This is a genomic window from Cardiobacterium valvarum, assembly GCF_900460955.1.
Taxonomy (GTDB): domain Bacteria; phylum Pseudomonadota; class Gammaproteobacteria; order Cardiobacteriales; family Cardiobacteriaceae; genus Cardiobacterium; species Cardiobacterium valvarum.
Map to the genome: position 1 here is coordinate 1,152,138 of NZ_UFUW01000001.1, position 14,658 is coordinate 1,166,795.

13 protein-coding genes, 1 tRNA gene and 2 pseudogenes are annotated in these 14,658 nt (G+C 56.2%); 10 read left to right on the top strand and 6 right to left on the bottom strand.

Translation table 11 applies throughout. The features are described from left to right. Nucleotides 1–17: 17 nt before the first annotated feature. The 3 genes from recJ to DY250_RS14205 form a co-directional block, all read right to left on the bottom strand. Entirely contained in the window at nt 18–1,691 is a 1,674-nt protein-coding gene (gene recJ, locus DY250_RS05610) for a single-stranded-DNA-specific exonuclease RecJ (protein ID WP_115611437.1), read from the bottom strand. Nucleotides 1,692–1,748: 57 nt separating this feature from the next. After that, nucleotides 1,749–3,059 (bottom strand): homoserine dehydrogenase, encoded by a 1,311-nt coding sequence (locus DY250_RS05615; protein WP_115611438.1) that lies wholly within the window; start codon nt 3,057–3,059, stop codon nt 1,749–1,751. Nucleotides 3,060–3,130: 71 nt separating this feature from the next. Beyond that, entirely contained in the window at nt 3,131–3,424 is a 294-nt protein-coding gene (locus DY250_RS14205) for a hypothetical protein (protein WP_218565546.1), read from the bottom strand. On the opposite strand from DY250_RS14205, the pseudogene DY250_RS14215 reads away from it, so the two are divergent. The 3 genes and pseudogenes from DY250_RS14215 to greA all read left to right on the top strand — a co-directional run bounded on the left by DY250_RS14215 (nt 3,308) and on the right by greA (nt 5,818). After that, nucleotides 3,308–4,585: pseudogene (locus DY250_RS14215) on the top strand (alanine/glycine:cation symporter family protein). The gene DY250_RS14205 and the pseudogene DY250_RS14215 overlap by 117 nt on opposite strands. A 35-nt stretch (nt 4,586–4,620) precedes the next feature. Continuing rightward, complete coding sequence (locus DY250_RS05625) at nt 4,621–5,160, top strand: hypothetical protein (protein ID WP_115611439.1); 540 nt, start codon at nt 4,621–4,623, stop codon at nt 5,158–5,160. A 175-nt stretch (nt 5,161–5,335) separates the two neighbouring features. Continuing rightward, nucleotides 5,336–5,818, top strand: a complete 483-nt coding sequence (greA, locus tag DY250_RS05630; RefSeq protein ID WP_006985167.1) for a transcription elongation factor GreA — start codon at nt 5,336–5,338, stop codon at nt 5,816–5,818. Between the two features lie 275 nt (nt 5,819–6,093). Here the strand turns inward: greA and DY250_RS05635 are convergent, their stop codons facing one another. Both DY250_RS05635 and DY250_RS15065 read right to left on the bottom strand, forming a co-directional pair. Beyond that, a complete protein-coding gene (locus DY250_RS05635) occupies nt 6,094–6,351 on the bottom strand; it encodes a transposase (RefSeq protein WP_147293458.1) in 258 nt (85 codons plus the stop codon). Nucleotides 6,352–6,373: 22 nt separating this feature from the next. Beyond that, nucleotides 6,374–6,628 carry a transposase gene (locus DY250_RS15065; RefSeq protein WP_115611441.1) on the bottom strand — a complete coding sequence of 85 codons (255 nt, stop codon included), beginning with the start codon at nt 6,626–6,628 and terminating at the stop codon, nt 6,374–6,376. Between the two features lie 369 nt (nt 6,629–6,997). On the opposite strand from DY250_RS15065, the pseudogene DY250_RS05650 reads away from it, so the two are divergent. The 6 genes and pseudogenes from DY250_RS05650 to DY250_RS05675 all read left to right on the top strand — a co-directional run. Beyond that, nucleotides 6,998–7,302, top strand: a pseudogene (locus DY250_RS05650) (IS5/IS1182 family transposase); the annotation flags it as partial. Between the two features lie 126 nt (nt 7,303–7,428). Then, nucleotides 7,429–7,518 (top strand) — tRNA-Ser (locus DY250_RS05655). A gap of 200 nt (nt 7,519–7,718) precedes the next feature. After that, nucleotides 7,719–8,891 (top strand): tyrosine-type recombinase/integrase, encoded by a 1,173-nt coding sequence (locus DY250_RS05660; RefSeq protein ID WP_245951045.1) that lies wholly within the window; start codon nt 7,719–7,721, stop codon nt 8,889–8,891. A 777-nt stretch (nt 8,892–9,668) separates the two neighbouring features. Continuing rightward, nucleotides 9,669–9,938, top strand: coding sequence for a helix-turn-helix transcriptional regulator (locus DY250_RS05665; RefSeq protein WP_115611444.1), 270 nt, complete (start codon nt 9,669–9,671; stop codon nt 9,936–9,938). Between the two features lie 392 nt (nt 9,939–10,330). Then, a complete protein-coding gene (locus DY250_RS05670) occupies nt 10,331–10,651 on the top strand; it encodes a hypothetical protein (protein ID WP_115611445.1) in 321 nt (106 codons plus the stop codon). Between the two features lie 18 nt (nt 10,652–10,669). Beyond that, complete coding sequence (locus DY250_RS05675; RefSeq protein ID WP_281270398.1) at nt 10,670–12,010, top strand: DUF927 domain-containing protein; 1,341 nt, start codon at nt 10,670–10,672, stop codon at nt 12,008–12,010. Nucleotides 12,011–12,046: 36 nt separating this feature from the next. Here the strand turns inward: DY250_RS05675 and DY250_RS13660 are convergent, their stop codons facing one another. Further along, nucleotides 12,047–12,331, bottom strand: coding sequence for a hypothetical protein (locus DY250_RS13660; protein WP_147293459.1), 285 nt, complete (start codon nt 12,329–12,331; stop codon nt 12,047–12,049). Between the two features lie 582 nt (nt 12,332–12,913). Here DY250_RS13660 and DY250_RS05680 point away from each other — a divergent pair. After that, nucleotides 12,914–14,656 carry a ShlB/FhaC/HecB family hemolysin secretion/activation protein gene (locus DY250_RS05680; RefSeq protein ID WP_115611447.1) on the top strand — a complete coding sequence of 581 codons (1,743 nt, stop codon included), beginning with the start codon at nt 12,914–12,916 and terminating at the stop codon, nt 14,654–14,656. Nucleotides 14,657–14,658 lie beyond the last annotated feature (2 nt).

Sequence of the window (14,658 nt, forward strand, 5' to 3'; positions counted from 1 at the left end):
TTTTTTATGGGAAGCGGTTATAGCGCTTCGGCATATTGCACGAGCAGGTCGAGGCGTTCGTCGCGGTAGAAGCGGTTGACTTGCAGTTGGTAGGCGATGCGCAGGCGGGTGCCGCTTTTGTAATCGGCGGTGTGGAAGAACCATGAGGCGTTATAGACGTTGTCGCTGTCCAGTTCGCGCAGGACGAGGCGGGTATGTGCACTGCCGAGCAGGCGACAATCCAGTACTTCAAAGGGGTTGGCAAAAACGGGCACGGGCAATGCCGCGCCCCAGGGTTCGAGGCGTTCGAGGTAGCGTGCCCAGTTGAGGTTGAGCAGGGTCGCGGGCAGTTCGCCGTCGATATAGACAGGTTCGGGCGGGACGGTTGCGCCGTAGCGTTCGGCAAAGGCGCGGTTGATGGCGGCAATAAGCGCCGGATAGTGTTCGCGCTGCACGGAGAGTCCGGCGGCAGCGGCATGGCCGCCGTAGCGCAGGGCGGCAGACGGCAGGTCGCGCGCGGCACTGTCCAGGAGCGGCACCAGCGGCACGGCACTGACGGAGCGCAGCGAGGCTTTGATCCAGCCTGTTTCGCCGCTGTCGGTGGCGACCAGTGCCGGGCGGGCGAAGCGGCTTTTCAGGCGGGCGGCAAGGATGCCGATGATGCCTTCGTGCCAGGCGGGATCGTAGGCGGCGGCAAGCGGCAGCGCCGGCGAGACTTGCCGTGCGGCTTCTTGTACGGCTTCGTTTTCCAGCGCTTTGCGGTCGCGGTTCAGGTCGTCGCATTGTTGTGCGTAGTCGAGTGCGGTCTGGCGGTCTTTAGCAAGCAGCAGGGCGACGCCATCGGCCATGTCGCCGAGGCGGCCGAGCGCGTTCAGGCGCGGGGCGAGGGAAAAGGCGATGTCTTGCGCGGTGAGGCGGGCGGGATCGAGGTTGGCGACCGCCATCAGGGCATTGATGCCGGTATTGCCGTGGCCGCTGCGGATACGGGCGAGGCCGTGGTTGACGAGGATGCGGTTGTTGTAGTCGAGCGGGACGAGGTCGGCGACGGTGCCGAGGGCGACGAGGTCGAGGTAGTCGGAGAGGCGCAGGGTATCCGGCCAGCGGTTGTCCGCGAGCAGGCGGCTGCGCAGGGCGAGCAGCAGGTAGAAGGCGACGCCGACGCCGGCGAGGTGTTTGCCGGCAAAGGGGCAGTCGCGCCGGTTCGGGTTGACGATGGCGTTCGCAGGCGGCAGGGTTTCGCCGGGCAGGTGGTGGTCGGTGACGACAACGTCAATGCCGCGCGCGCGCGCGGCGGCAATGGCATCGTGGCTCTGGGTACCGTTATCCACGGTGAGGATGAGGCGCGGCGTGACTGGCAGGTCGGCGAGTCCGGCGAGGCTGAAGCCGTAGCCGTGCACGCTGCGGTTGGGGATGAACCAGGCAACGTTCGCGCCGAGTTGACGCAGGACGCGCACGGTAAGTGCAGTCGCGGTTGCGCCGTCCACGTCGTAATCACCGTAGACGAGGATGGGTTCGCGGGCGCGGATGGCGTGATCGAGGCGGTCAAGCGCGGCGTCGAGACCGGTGAGGTTGTCCGGTGGTAGCAGGTGTTGCAGGCGTTTTTCGATTTCGTCGTGATGGTTGAGGCGGCTGGCGTAGATGTTTTTGACGAGCGGATGCCAGTCGGCGGGCAGCGCGGCGGTGTCGATGCGCAGGGGGCGGGGGGTGATCATGGGGTGTGAGTCGTGTTAATAAGGATGGCGGGCGTTGCGCTCGCCTGTTTTTTGGCCTTATCCGAAGTGTTCGACACGGATGCGTTTGACGGCACCCGATACGGCGGGCAGGGCGGCAAGTTGCGCGCAGGCAGCGTCCATCTGTGCTTCGCGGACTTTTTCGGTGAGCAGCACCAGCGGGATGTAGCTGTTGTGTTTGTGGCGGTTTTTCTGGCTGACGGAGTTGATGGATATGCCGTTATCCGCGAGGATGCGGGTGATGTCGGCGAGGACACCGGCGCGGTCGGCTACTGTCAGGCGCAGGTAGTAGGCGCTGTTGAAGTCTTCAGGCGGCAGCACGGGCAGGGTGTTGCGGTCCAGCACCTGGCTGTAGCCGAATTCGGCGAGGCGGTCTTCGCTTTTGAGGTTGAGTTCGCGCACGACGTCGATGAGGTCGGCGACAACCGCCGAGGCAGTCGGCAGTTTGCCCGCACCAGGGCCGTAGTAGAGGCTGTTGCCGATGGCGTTGCCCTGGATTTGCACGGCGTTCATTACGCCGTTTACGCTCGCAATCAATGCGTCTTGAGGGACAAGGGTCGGGTGAACACGGATTTCCACGCCGTTATCGCGCCGCACCGCCAGACCGAGGTGCTTGATGGTGTAACCGAGTTCGGCGGCGTCCTGGATGTCGTCCGGGGTGAGGGCGTCAATGCCTTCAATGTAGACGCTGTCGAATTGCAAAGGAATGCCAAAAGCCAGCGAGGCGAGGATGGTGATTTTGTGCGCGGCATCGGTGCCGTTGATGTCAAAGGACGGGTCGGCTTCGGCGTAGCCCAGCGCTTGCGCTTCTTTAAGCACGTCGGCGAAGCCGCGGCCTTTTTGTGTCATTTCGCTGAGGATGTAGTTGCTGGTGCCGTTGATGATGCCGGCGACGCGTTTGACTTCGTTGCCGCTCATGCTTTCGCGCAGCACTTTGATGACCGGGATGCCGCCTGCGACCGCCGCTTCAAAGGTAAGCTCCAGTCCTTTTTCGCGGGCTAAAGTGAAGAGGGTGTCGCCGTGGCGGGCGATGAGGGCTTTGTTGGCAGTGATGACGTGTTTGCCGTGTTCGAGGGCGGTTTTGATGATTTCAAAGGCGGGGTGTTCGCCACCAGCCAATTCGATGACGATGCCGATATCCGGGTCGCTGGCGATGGCAAAGGGGTCAGTGTCGCAGGCGAAGGGCAGGGCGCTGGTGTCAATGCCTTGCCAGCTGCGTTTCGCGACACGTTTGACTTGTAACTGGTAGCCGCTGCGCCGCTCGATTTCGCGGGCGTTGCGGGCGAGGACTTCGACCACGCCTTGTCCGACGGTGCCGTATCCGATGATGCCGATGGCCACGGTCTTCACGTTTTTCTGCCTTGTTTCAATGAGGTAAGGCGGGGCAGTATAAGGCGGGCTTGTGGGCTGTCAATATAGCCTCAGGCAGCGGTAACACAGGCTGTTTTTGTAGGCATGGTTGTGGATATTTGAGCATTCTGTGCTGGATTGCCTTGCCGCATATCGCGGTCATCATCCAAGAGGTACTCAGTATGTCCCCTTCTTTCCTTGAATCCGCCATTTCTTGGTTGAACGGCATTATCTGAAATCCCGCTTTCATCTGGCTGATTCTGGCCGCTGGGTTGTTTTATTCCATCATGACCCGTTTCGTACAGGTGCGGCATCTCGGTGAGATGTGTCGTTTGCTGCTGAAATCCGGCGGGCAGTCCGAGCATGGTATTTCTTCGTTTCAGGCGGTGACGGTGTCGCTCTCCGGCCGTGTCGTGCCGCCGTCGCTATTGGTTTTGGTGGGCCGGGCGTCGTGTTTTGGATGTGGCTTGGTACTTTCTTCTGCGCGGTCACCGCTTATGTTGGATCCAACTGGCGCAGATTTATAAGTCGCGTGATCCGGAAACCGGGCAGCATCTTGGTGGTCCCGCCTATTATTTCGAGTGTTGCCTTGGCTGGAAGTGGTACGGCATCGTGTTCGTCATCTCCGCCGTTGTAGCATTTTCCTGCTCGACCCGCAGGCCAACGGCATGGCCAACGCCGTGGTGCAGGTCATCGGTGAAGGCACTGCTGCCAATAGTGGCATTGCCGGTGAAATCAGCATTTATCGCCTGACGGCCACCGCATTCACCCTGCTTTTGTCCGACTTTATCATCTTCGGCGGCATCAAGCGCATCGCCCACTTCGCTGAAGTAGTAGTGCCGTTCATGGCTATTGCCTACATTGGTCTCGCCCTGATTATCGGCGATGCATTCAGTCCGCAGGTGGGCTTTGGTGCTGCCATCGGCCGGGGCGTGAAGCGTGGTATTTATTCTAACGAAGCCGGACAGGGCTCCGGCGCGCATCCCGCTGCTGCCGCTGACGTTGAGCACCCCGTGCAGCAGGGGCTGATTCAGGCGTTTTCCGTTTATATCACCATGCTTCTGGTTTGCTCCGTGATCGCACTGGTCATCCTCATGACCAAGCAATACAACATTGTCGCCGACCAAGCCTTTGCTGGCGCTGGCACGCAATATATCGCTTCCTATCTACATGATGCGGCAGACGCAGTCATTCATGCCGATCCAAACTTGCCCGCCTTCACGCAAATCGGCATGGAAAGCGTCTTTGGCAAAATTGGACCGGTGCTGGTTGCCATCGCCATTTTCTTCATTGGCGTGGGCATGACCACCTGGCTGAACATCATCGGCATGCTCATTATCTTCCTTACTGTTGGCCGCCCGACCATTGTTGCCCTGCGCGACTACGAGCGGCAACAGAAAGCAAATCTGCCCGTCTATACCTTCGACCCGCAGGCGCTTGGCATCAAGGGGGCAACCTTCTGGGAAGAAAAACTGCAACGACAGCAAGAAGACAAAGCAGTGCAACCGCCGCCGGGCGACCTATAATGCGCGTCATCATGACCGCGTAATCAGAGAACCCCATGCAAGACAAGGAAATCGACAACCCGTTTGTTCCCGCCTGGCAACTGCTCCAGCAGGAAATCAATCCCGCCGTGGTAGCGCAAGCCGCTGCTACGGCGGAAGAATACAGGGAAGCCGTCTACACCCAAGCTGAATACGACAAGCTCTATCGTCAGTACCTGGAACAGAAAGCACGCGCTGACGCGTTGCAGGATAGCTTCTTTGCAAGCGCCGATGTCATGTATGAAATGCTGGCCTATCTCAACGCTGCCCGTCTTTTTGATGGTAAAGAACCCGTGATGGCCAGCGACATCAACGCCATCGTCGAAGACAATCCTATCCTGAACGAACTGTGCAACGACCTGCGCCAGGCGAGTATCCAGTCCGGCATCGGCATTGTCAGCGAATTGGCCGCCTCGCAAGAAAACCTGCGACAGAAAGTCATGCAGGCGTGGAAAATCCGGATGCGCAACAGCAGCGAGCGCAAGCGCATCAAAAACCAGCTCTTTCACCGCCCAAAAGAAGGCAAGCGTGGCAACGACGAGGCATTATTCGAGTGAGAAAAAACAGCAGGCAGAAAAGAACGTAATCCAGTAAAATACGTCCCATAGAAAGCCTTGCAGCCGCAAGGCTTTTTCTTATATCCATCCCCGCCGTTTCTTTTGTATCTCGCCGCATGCATCCGCTGCGGTGAGGCGTCAGAACATCCGGCATTTACGATTAACAGAGGAAGACATGGTAGCCAAGATCCCCATGACCAAAAAAGGCGAGCAGGCATTGCGCGCCGAACTCGAAAAACTGAAAAGTGAAGACCGCCCACGCGTCATTGAAGCGATTGCCGAGGCGCGTGAGCACGGTGATTTGAAAGAAAACGCCGAATATCACGCTGCCCGCGAACAGCAGGGGTTCATCGAAGGGCGCATCCGCGAACTTGAACACAAACTAAGCCATGCGAACGTTATTGACGTGACCACCCTGCCGCAGAATGGCAAAGTCGTCTTCGGCACTACCGTTGAACTCGAAGACGCCGACAGCGGCGAAGAAATGACCTACAAAATTGTTGGCGAAGATGAAGCAGATATCAAAAACGGCCTGCTCTCCAACACCTCACCCATCGCCCGCGCCCTGCTTGGCAAAGAAGAAGGTGAGACTGTGGAAGTTATTATTCCTGGCGGGCACAAGATGCTGGAAATCGTCAGCGTACGTTACGAAGCCTAGCAGTCACGACATTCATATAACTCCGCTTGGGACGTAAAAACAAAAAGCAGTCTGACGAAAATCAGACTGTTTTTTTATCTATAGCTTCGTACACGACAAAAAAACCTTCATCCCACATCCTCCTTGACCGCCAGTAAATCCATCACCTCACCGCCTAATACCTCCAACAGCCTCATCCCCCTGAATAACACAGAAACCAGCCGGTCCAACCCCGCCCGGAATAAACTTTGTGCAGACCTGCCATGCGTCTTCACCTTGATCGGTCGCCGTTTATCTTATGCTTCCTCCGCGCGGCAGGACAGCACAAAGCCTATCGCCAGCACTGACATCAACCTGTCTATCTTTGCCGGGGCGGTCATATGTGTGTCTTCCAGGTTGAACCCTTTGCTTTTCAGGCTGCCAAACAGCGTCTCTATCTGCCAACGCTCGCCGTATGCTTCAATCCCCTTGCCCTCTTCGTCACTGCAAACCACCGGCAGTTGCCCGTCGGTCAGACGGGTCGCCTCAAGATAGTGCTGTTGCCCATACATCATCACCGGCCCCAATCTTTTCCCTTCACCTTCCCGCTATCTGCGCGTTTTCCTTGCAGCGGGTGCAGTAAGAAATCCCTGCTTGACGCAGATACGCCAGCCATTCATTGCCAAAGAACTTCCGGTCAGCATAGAGGGTTTCGATATGGACTTCGGGAAAGGTCTCACGGAAAAGTTCCAGCAAAAGCATTCGTTCGCCTGTGTTGGAACCGGGATAGCGACACCATGCCAGACTACAGCCAGCACCAGGATGTTGATACAGGATTTGCCGTATTCCCATGTTGTGCGCTCGAGGGTGAGGCGGAGGTTTTGCCAGCCGAAAACCGGGAAGACGAAGCAGGCTACATCGGTTCTGCCGATAAGGTCCCCGGCAAAGAAACGCTGCATACGGCGATAGATGGACTCCGGCCTGGCCTTTGAGGAAAAGGCGTTTTTGAGCGCGGACAGATTGACGGTTTGGCGGACAAACAGTGCGGTGATGATGCTGGCGAGGCAGTCAATTCTTGCTTTGTGCCAGGAAAGGTGTTGCTTTAAGATGTCGGAAAACCCGCTGGAATTTGGCATGGTGTGCGTCGTCGCAAAACTTACACTTTGCTATGTTTTTCAGCGGGTTTTATTTTTTTGTCGTGTACGAAGGAGGAAGCGTTAAAAAAATCAGGTGGCCGCAGCACGTCGAAAGCAGGGACGCCATGAAGAAACCACCTTCCTGATTATTGATGTGCAGAGTGTGATGAACACGGATACCGCTATGGAAAAAGGCTACGATGCGGGTAAGAAAGTGAGCGGTATCAAGCGGCATATAATTGATAGGTGCGGAGGTAGAGATTGCGAAACGAGTTGCACCGTTTTGAGGTATTGCCGAAGCGATGGGTAGTAGAGCGCAGTTTTTCCTGGCTGGAAAAGAACAGACGGCTTTGGAGAAACTGCGAGCGTAAGTTGAGCACCAGTCTGTAAATGGTGGTTTTGGCTTTCTAGGGAGTCCTGCTATGAAGGCTATGAACATCTTTCTTAAAAAGATGGCAGCCCCAAGCGGGTGTTGTGCTGAAATAAAAAAGTGCGTACTATACACTCCCTTACAACGGAGAGATGGCAGAGTGGTTTAATGCACCGGTCTTGAAAACCGGCGAGGGTTCACGCCCTCCCAGGGTTCGAATCCCTGTCTCTCCGCCAATTCAGCAAAAACGCCATGTTTCATGGCGTTTTTTCGTCTGCATCCGTTTGGTATTTCGTAAAGAGTCCTCGATAAACAGACTGTAACAAGAAGTTCCTGTTTATTTGTGTTTGCAAGTTGCATGTCCGTTTAAGCGCAACGAATGAAAAACGGGGTTCTTTTGGGATTCATTCCCGCTGGTTACAATCCCGCCGACCCTGTGCGATTGACCAAAAAGACCATCAAAAATGCCCCGGCAGGCGAGCGCCCTTACAAACTGTTTGACGGCGGCGGGCTGCATCTGTTCATTACCCCGCCTGGCGGCAAACACTGGCGTTACGATTACCGCTTTGACGGCCAGGATTGCACCCTGTCACTGGGTGTATATCCAAAAGTCAGGCTGAAACAGGCGCGGCAACTGCACCGTGACGCACAAAGCCTGCTTGCGCAAGACACCGACCCGCACCGCCACAAGCAGAAGCAGAAACAGGCAGAAAAGCAGCAAGAAAACTTTGAGAAAGTCGCGCGTGAGTGGTACGCCCACCAGCGCCCCGCGTGGAAGAACGAGAAACACGCCTGGCAGGTCATCCACACCCTGGAGCAGTACGTTTTCCCACATATCGGCAGTAAAGCCGTCAGCGAGATCCAGCCGCCTGCCATCGTCAGCATCCTGAACCGGCTGGCCGATAAACCCGAAACCAGAACCCGCGTCAAACAGCGCATCAGTGCTGTTTTCGCCTTCGCCATCCAAACCGGCAGGGCGACGCTCAATCCCGCCTTATCCGCCCCAAAAACGGTACGCAGCGCGCAAAACCGGGTTCGACACCAGCCATCTTTGCCGACGGCAGAAATCCCTGCCTTCTTTCAATGCCTCGAGCGCTATCCTAACCGTAAAACGGCGTTGGCATTGCGCCTCTTGATCTTGACCCTGACCCGTAGCGGCGAAGTCAGGCTGGGACAATGGGCGGAACTGCACGGCGATCAATGGCATATTCCCGCCGAGCGCATGAAGATGGGCATTGCCCATGTAGTGCCACTGTCAGATTGGGCACTGGCAACACTGGACGAACTGCGTGCCCTGAACCGCTACAACAGCCCCTATTTCATCACTGGCAACCGCAACCAGTCCCTTAGCGACACAACCCTGTCGCTGGCGATGAAGCGCATGGGCTATGGCGGACGCGCCGTGCCGCACGGTTTTCGCGCGATGGGTTCGAGCATCCTCAACGAAAGCGGGCAATGGAATCCCGATGCCATCGAGCGACAGCTGGCGCACCGTGAGGGCAATCAGGTCAGGGCAGCCTATAACCGCGCCGAATATCTGGAAGAACGGCAACGCATGATGCAATGGTATGCCGATTATTTACGCGCGCAGATTAGCAGCGGGGGATAGAGCGATTATTGATAATAACTGCCCAATTTGTCATTCCGTTGATCCTGGTACAGATAATGGCGACCTATATCATGACTTTTCATCAGCAGCCTACCGCTTGCCATGTAGGGGCTAGTCGAAACCATAGGCGCATTGCCTTTAGCCATCATGCGGAATAATATGCGACTTAATCGCTTAGGAGTATAAACCTGCGGTGGGCCGGTCATTATGCGCCGGTCGGCGATTGGCCCGAACTGTTTTCAAGAACTGTTCGGGTTTTATTTTTATCTTCTTTATTGGCATCGTATCTATCCTTTTCTTCAAATTATGAACGGATGTCATGACAATAGTTATTCCGGCATCCGGCCGCTGTATTACGGCGAGATAAATAGCATTGGCACACTATACCTATATTGCTCCCTTTTGTGTCAATAACCACTTAATTAACCCTGCTTTGTATCAATGTTGACCCTAATTATTGACCCAACTTTGTGTCAGTATTGACACACTTTCGTGCCAATCCCTATATCCATTCTGCTAATAACCCTTCTCTGTCATTGGTTCAATTAAACCATTTTTGACTATTCTGAATAAATGGTAATTCTGTATTATTTGTTTCTTTCAATAGTGTTCGAAGTCTGCTTTTTCAAGCCATTACCAATTTGCCGTTTTTTGACAGGGCACGACGGCGGTTGTTTACAAATCTGACGATTTGCCCCAACCGTTCGTGCCAAAGGGGCGACGCCCCTTTGCAACCCCGCTATGATGCGATGACCTACAAACCAGCGAGAAGAAGCCATGAAGGAAAGCGAAGCTGTCATGAACGAACCCCCGTCTCCCTCTTTTGCAACACAGGAAAGCGAAGCACGCCTGTTACGCATTGATGAAGTCAGCGCGATAGTGGGTTTGAAGCGCACCACGATTTGGCATCGGTGTAATCCGGATAGTCCCTATTACGATGCGAGTTTCCCAAAACCCATCCGTATTGGCAGCCGATGGATTGCCTGGAACAGCCGCGATATTCAAACATGGATTGCTGCTATTACCGCACAAGGCCATTCCGGTTAATTCAATTCATCAAGGATAAATGTTTTCCTATTGATTATTGCCATGGTTATCGTGATTGTGTCATTTAATATCATTACCGTAAGAAACGGCAATCAAATTATGCAGCCCGAATTTCAACAAGCGTAATGAGTGCTATGTGCGCTCTTTTTATGCCCTATTCTTGCGCCCGTTTTTATGGCGGTATACGTGGTAACGCTATTTTCTTACTTGATCGGTAATGCGAATCCCCTGTACGTCGCCTTTTGGGTTCGCAGCAATGGCAATGGTTATTCTGAAATCAGCAAGGAGACTGTCATGTCGTGCCATTTTCCCTTGCCGCGCAGCGATATCGCCGCTAGTGTCTGCGTACCCCTCGCAAGCAACGCTTGCTGCCAAATGACGGGCGGTGCCGCATGAGCGATCCCCGCTTTACCTGCCGCGATGGCGGTTTGTGGTTCGATAGTGGCAACGGCGAGCCGCAACGCATCAGCGATGCCTTCGAGGTGGTCGGCGATGCCTACGACGACAACGGCGAACCGCACTACATCCTCAAGCACAACGGTCAGCACTTCGCCTTACCCTGGGCGGAAGTGGGTGAACGCAACGGCTGGCGCATCATGCGCCGCCACATCCGCCGCATTCCGACTTCCCGCCGCCAGCAGGAACGCCTGGCCGACTACCTGCAAGCCCAACCTCTGCCGCAACGCTGGACACTGACCGATACCGCCGGTTGACACGGACACGGCTACATCCTGCCCAACGGCGACACCCTCGGCAGCGCGAACAATATTCTCTTCCAGCAACCCGCACCGCGTCATGGTCATGACGCCTTCACCCCGCGCGGCACTCTTGCCGAATGGCGCGACAGCATCGGCCGTTACGCCGCCGGTAACAGCCGCATGTGCCTGATGCTGGGCGCCGCCTTTGCCGCCCCGCTGCTGCAACGTTTCGGACTGGAAGGCGGCATCCTGCACCTCTACGGCCCGTCATCGAGTGGCAAAAGCACCCTGCAACGCGTGGCGCTATCGGTGTGGGGACACGGCCGCGACGCCGGCCATAGCTGGAACGCCACCGGTTACGCCCTGACCAACGCCGCCGCCGCGCGCAACGACGGCCTGCTCTCCCTCAACGAAATCGGCGAAGACAGCAAACAGGCCGTAGAAACCTGCGCCTACGCCATTGCCAACGGACGCGCCCGTCTGCAAGGGGCGAAAGAAGGCGGCAATCGCCCGGAATTACGCTTCCGCGTCCTCGCGATCTCCAGCGGCGAAACCAGCCTGCAAGCCCACTTCGGCAAACAGGGACGGCAAATGATGGCCGGGCAGATGGTGCGTTGCCCGTCCATCCCGCACCGGTTGGAGGACAAACACGGCTTCCCCGACTTCCGTGCTTTCACTGACCACCTCAACTATACCGCTATAACCACCTATGGCAGCGCAGGGCGGCTTTTTATCCAAATCCTGATGAAGGACATCACCCAGGCGGAAAAACGGCTGAAAACACTGTACACAGCGTTCTTGGGAGAGGCACACGACTGCCACCCCATGACCGCGCAACAGGGACGTAGCGCGCGTATCTTCGCCCTCTGCGCCGCCGCGTTGATGCAGGCGAGTGACTGGGGCATCAGCGGCATCAGCGCAGAAGCCGCGCGCGAAGGCGTCATGCAAGCTTTCGCCGACTGGTACGCCTTGCAACCCCGGGGCAGCTACGAAGAAGCACGGATACGCGAAGCGGCAGAACGCTTTCCCCTGTTGCTGCCGCGTTTCGTGCGCTTGAGCGAGGGGCAAATGTTCTATCCCAACGACTGGGCGGGTTACGTCTGGGACGAGGCAAACGGCGCACTGTACGATGTACTGCCCGCCGTCTTCGTCGCCCACTTCTGCGACGGCGACAAAGAACGCATCGCCGATGCCTGTGACATCCTCGGCGGCAAAATGGGCTGGCTGGCGCGCCCTGCAGGCAGCCGCCATGGCGACCGCCGCTGGCAGCACCGCCGCAAGGTCAGGGGCAATTTATTGCGCGTTTACCGCTTCAAAGGTGCCCAGCTGCCTGTAGCAGGCGAAGAAGAGGCGGAGGAAGGGAAAGACACCTGATCCGTCCACAAATGCGACAAGCCGCCTACGGGCGGTTTATTTGTGTTTGGGCGGTACAGCGGCGGCGGTGGAATGATGCTGCCTAGCGGGTACATGGGAATCGCCGGGATGCCCCGAAATCCGCCCGGGAAGGCAGGTGAACATGGATAAAATATGGGCAATCTGTAACGGCAAGAAATCAGAAAGGATCGCATCACGCACTCGCACGCCTGATGCGAGAACGGCAAAAACAGCGGGAACCCCATTGATTTTATTACCAGCACAACGGGAACCATAACGGGAATCTAACGGGAACCCGATGGGAATTTTGATATAGATCAAGCAGATGGCACCTAGCCGGTTCCCGCCGGGTTCCCAGCAACGTTCCCGCCCTATTTCTTTAAAAAACAATGTGGTTCCCGTGGTTCCCGCTGTTTTTCGATTTTTGCCCACTTTTACATCACACCCTGCTTTTCCCCACAAGATGAACCGTAATGTTTACCGCTTGGGCTGTTAATGTTTCTCCTCTGCCACGCTCACCCACGTCAGCGTGTCATCCACCCCGCTTCCCCAATTTGACGGAACAAAGCCGATAGCGTAGTTTGTTTAATGCTTCCAGTACCGCCTGGGCCGAGGAACCCCCGCATCGGATGATGTGGAAGGTCCGGTAGAACCCAGAGCGGCACTGGGGCTTTCTCTTTCTATCAAGCTCCCCTCCCCTCTTTCTCTACCTATTGTTCTTTGGTATTGGACGATCTCTGAACTCAAGGAAAATTCCCTCGGGTTTCCCGTCATAAAGCCATTGACAAATTCATTGCGCATCCTTTGTCAGGACATCGCCTATTTTTTAGGGGCGTTCAAAAAGGTGGTATAATACGATTTATACAATCAAACTACGGATGGACCATCATCCAAGGAAGGCCTATGCGCTACCTCCCCTGTTTCTTGCTGCTGGGAGCTATTTCTACCACGGCACAACAAACCGCTCCCGTTGACCCCGACTTGATCTACCGCCGTGCCGAGGCACGACAGCAGCGCCTCAACCAAAGCGTGACACCGCAAGATTTTTCCACTCTTGACTTCTCTGCCCCCGCTGCTGACGAAACGCCGCTATCGCAAGAAGCACGCGAAGCCTGCACCAGCTATAAGAACCTCACGCTGCAAGCGCCCAGTCGTGCTTTTTACCGCTATTTGGAACGGGCTGTGGACACCCAGCATCTGCAAGCGAGAGGATCAAACACTTACGGCAAAGCACAAGGCTGCATCCGCGCCGGGGAAGTGATGGATATCATCAAAGCGGCGCAAAACCAGTTGATTGCCGATGGTTGGGTGACAACACGCGTTGTCTTGCAGACACAAGGCGCACAGCAGGACACCCTGCAACTTGCCGTACTACCAGGGAAAATAGCGGCCATCCGCGAGGAGAAAAACGGCGTACAGCGGACACCAAAAACCTTTACACACCTGCGCGGACGAGTGCTCAACCTACGTGAACTAGAGCAAGCGCTAGATAACGTGCGCCGTCTCAGCGGTCTGGACGCCAACATTGACATTGCGCCAGCGGCACGCGAAGGTGAGAGCGAGCTGATCGTGCATTGGACGAAGACCGGACGCCCCTACCAGTTTAGTTTCCTCATTGATGACAGCGGCAGCAACGCGTTGGGCAAATACCTGGCAACCGCCAGTATTGCGGTGGACAACCCGCTGAACTTTAGTGACAGTTTTTATGCGAGCTACACCCGTACCCTCAAACCGGGTACACGCTTGCGCGACCGCGAGGGTAAGCGGCACAAAACCTCTACGGATAACTACTACCTCAACTACACGATCCCCTACCGTGACTGGCAGCTAGGTCTGAGTGCGAGCCGTTACCACTACGACCAAGTCATCCCCGGCTATGCCCGCGTTTACCACTACAAGGGCAACAACCAGAAATTTGCCGCCGACATCAGCAATACCATTTATCGCGATCAGAACAAGAAGACCACGCTTGATGCCGGATTGTGGTGGCGAGAAAACCGAAACTACATCGGTAGTGCGGAAATTGACGTGCAAAAAAGACGCACGGCTGGCTGGCAGCTGGGCATACGGCAGAGCATCCTCTTCCCACAAGCCGTCTTTCAGGGCGCTATCCATTACAAAAAAGGAACGCGGATGCTTGGTGCCGACCCTGTACCGGAGGAAGGCTTTAACGAAGGCAACGCCAAAGCGGGCATCTGGACGCTGGATTCGGGCTGGCATGTTCAGCTGGATAAAAACCGCAACTGGAGCTGGCAGAACGACCTGCACCTGCAATACAGCGACAGGCGCCTCATCTCCCTAGATCTGTTGACCTTGGGTGGGCGCAACAGCGTACGCGGCTTCAGCGAGAACAACAGCCTTTCCGGCGACAGCGGCTGGTACTGGCGCAACACCCTGAATTGGGCCTACCAACCGAATCACCAGCTCTACCTAGGGGCGGACATGGGCCAGGTATGGGGCAAAAACACCGCCTGGCTACGGGACAAATTCATCGCCGGTACGGTACTGGGCGTACGCGGCGCGGTGAATTACCACGGGAGCTGGCAATACGACGCCTTTATCGGCACCCCGATTCTCAAATCACGAGACTGGAAAAAAACCGACCGCTTCGTGCTTGGCTTCAGCGCCGGCTACCACTGGCAATGACG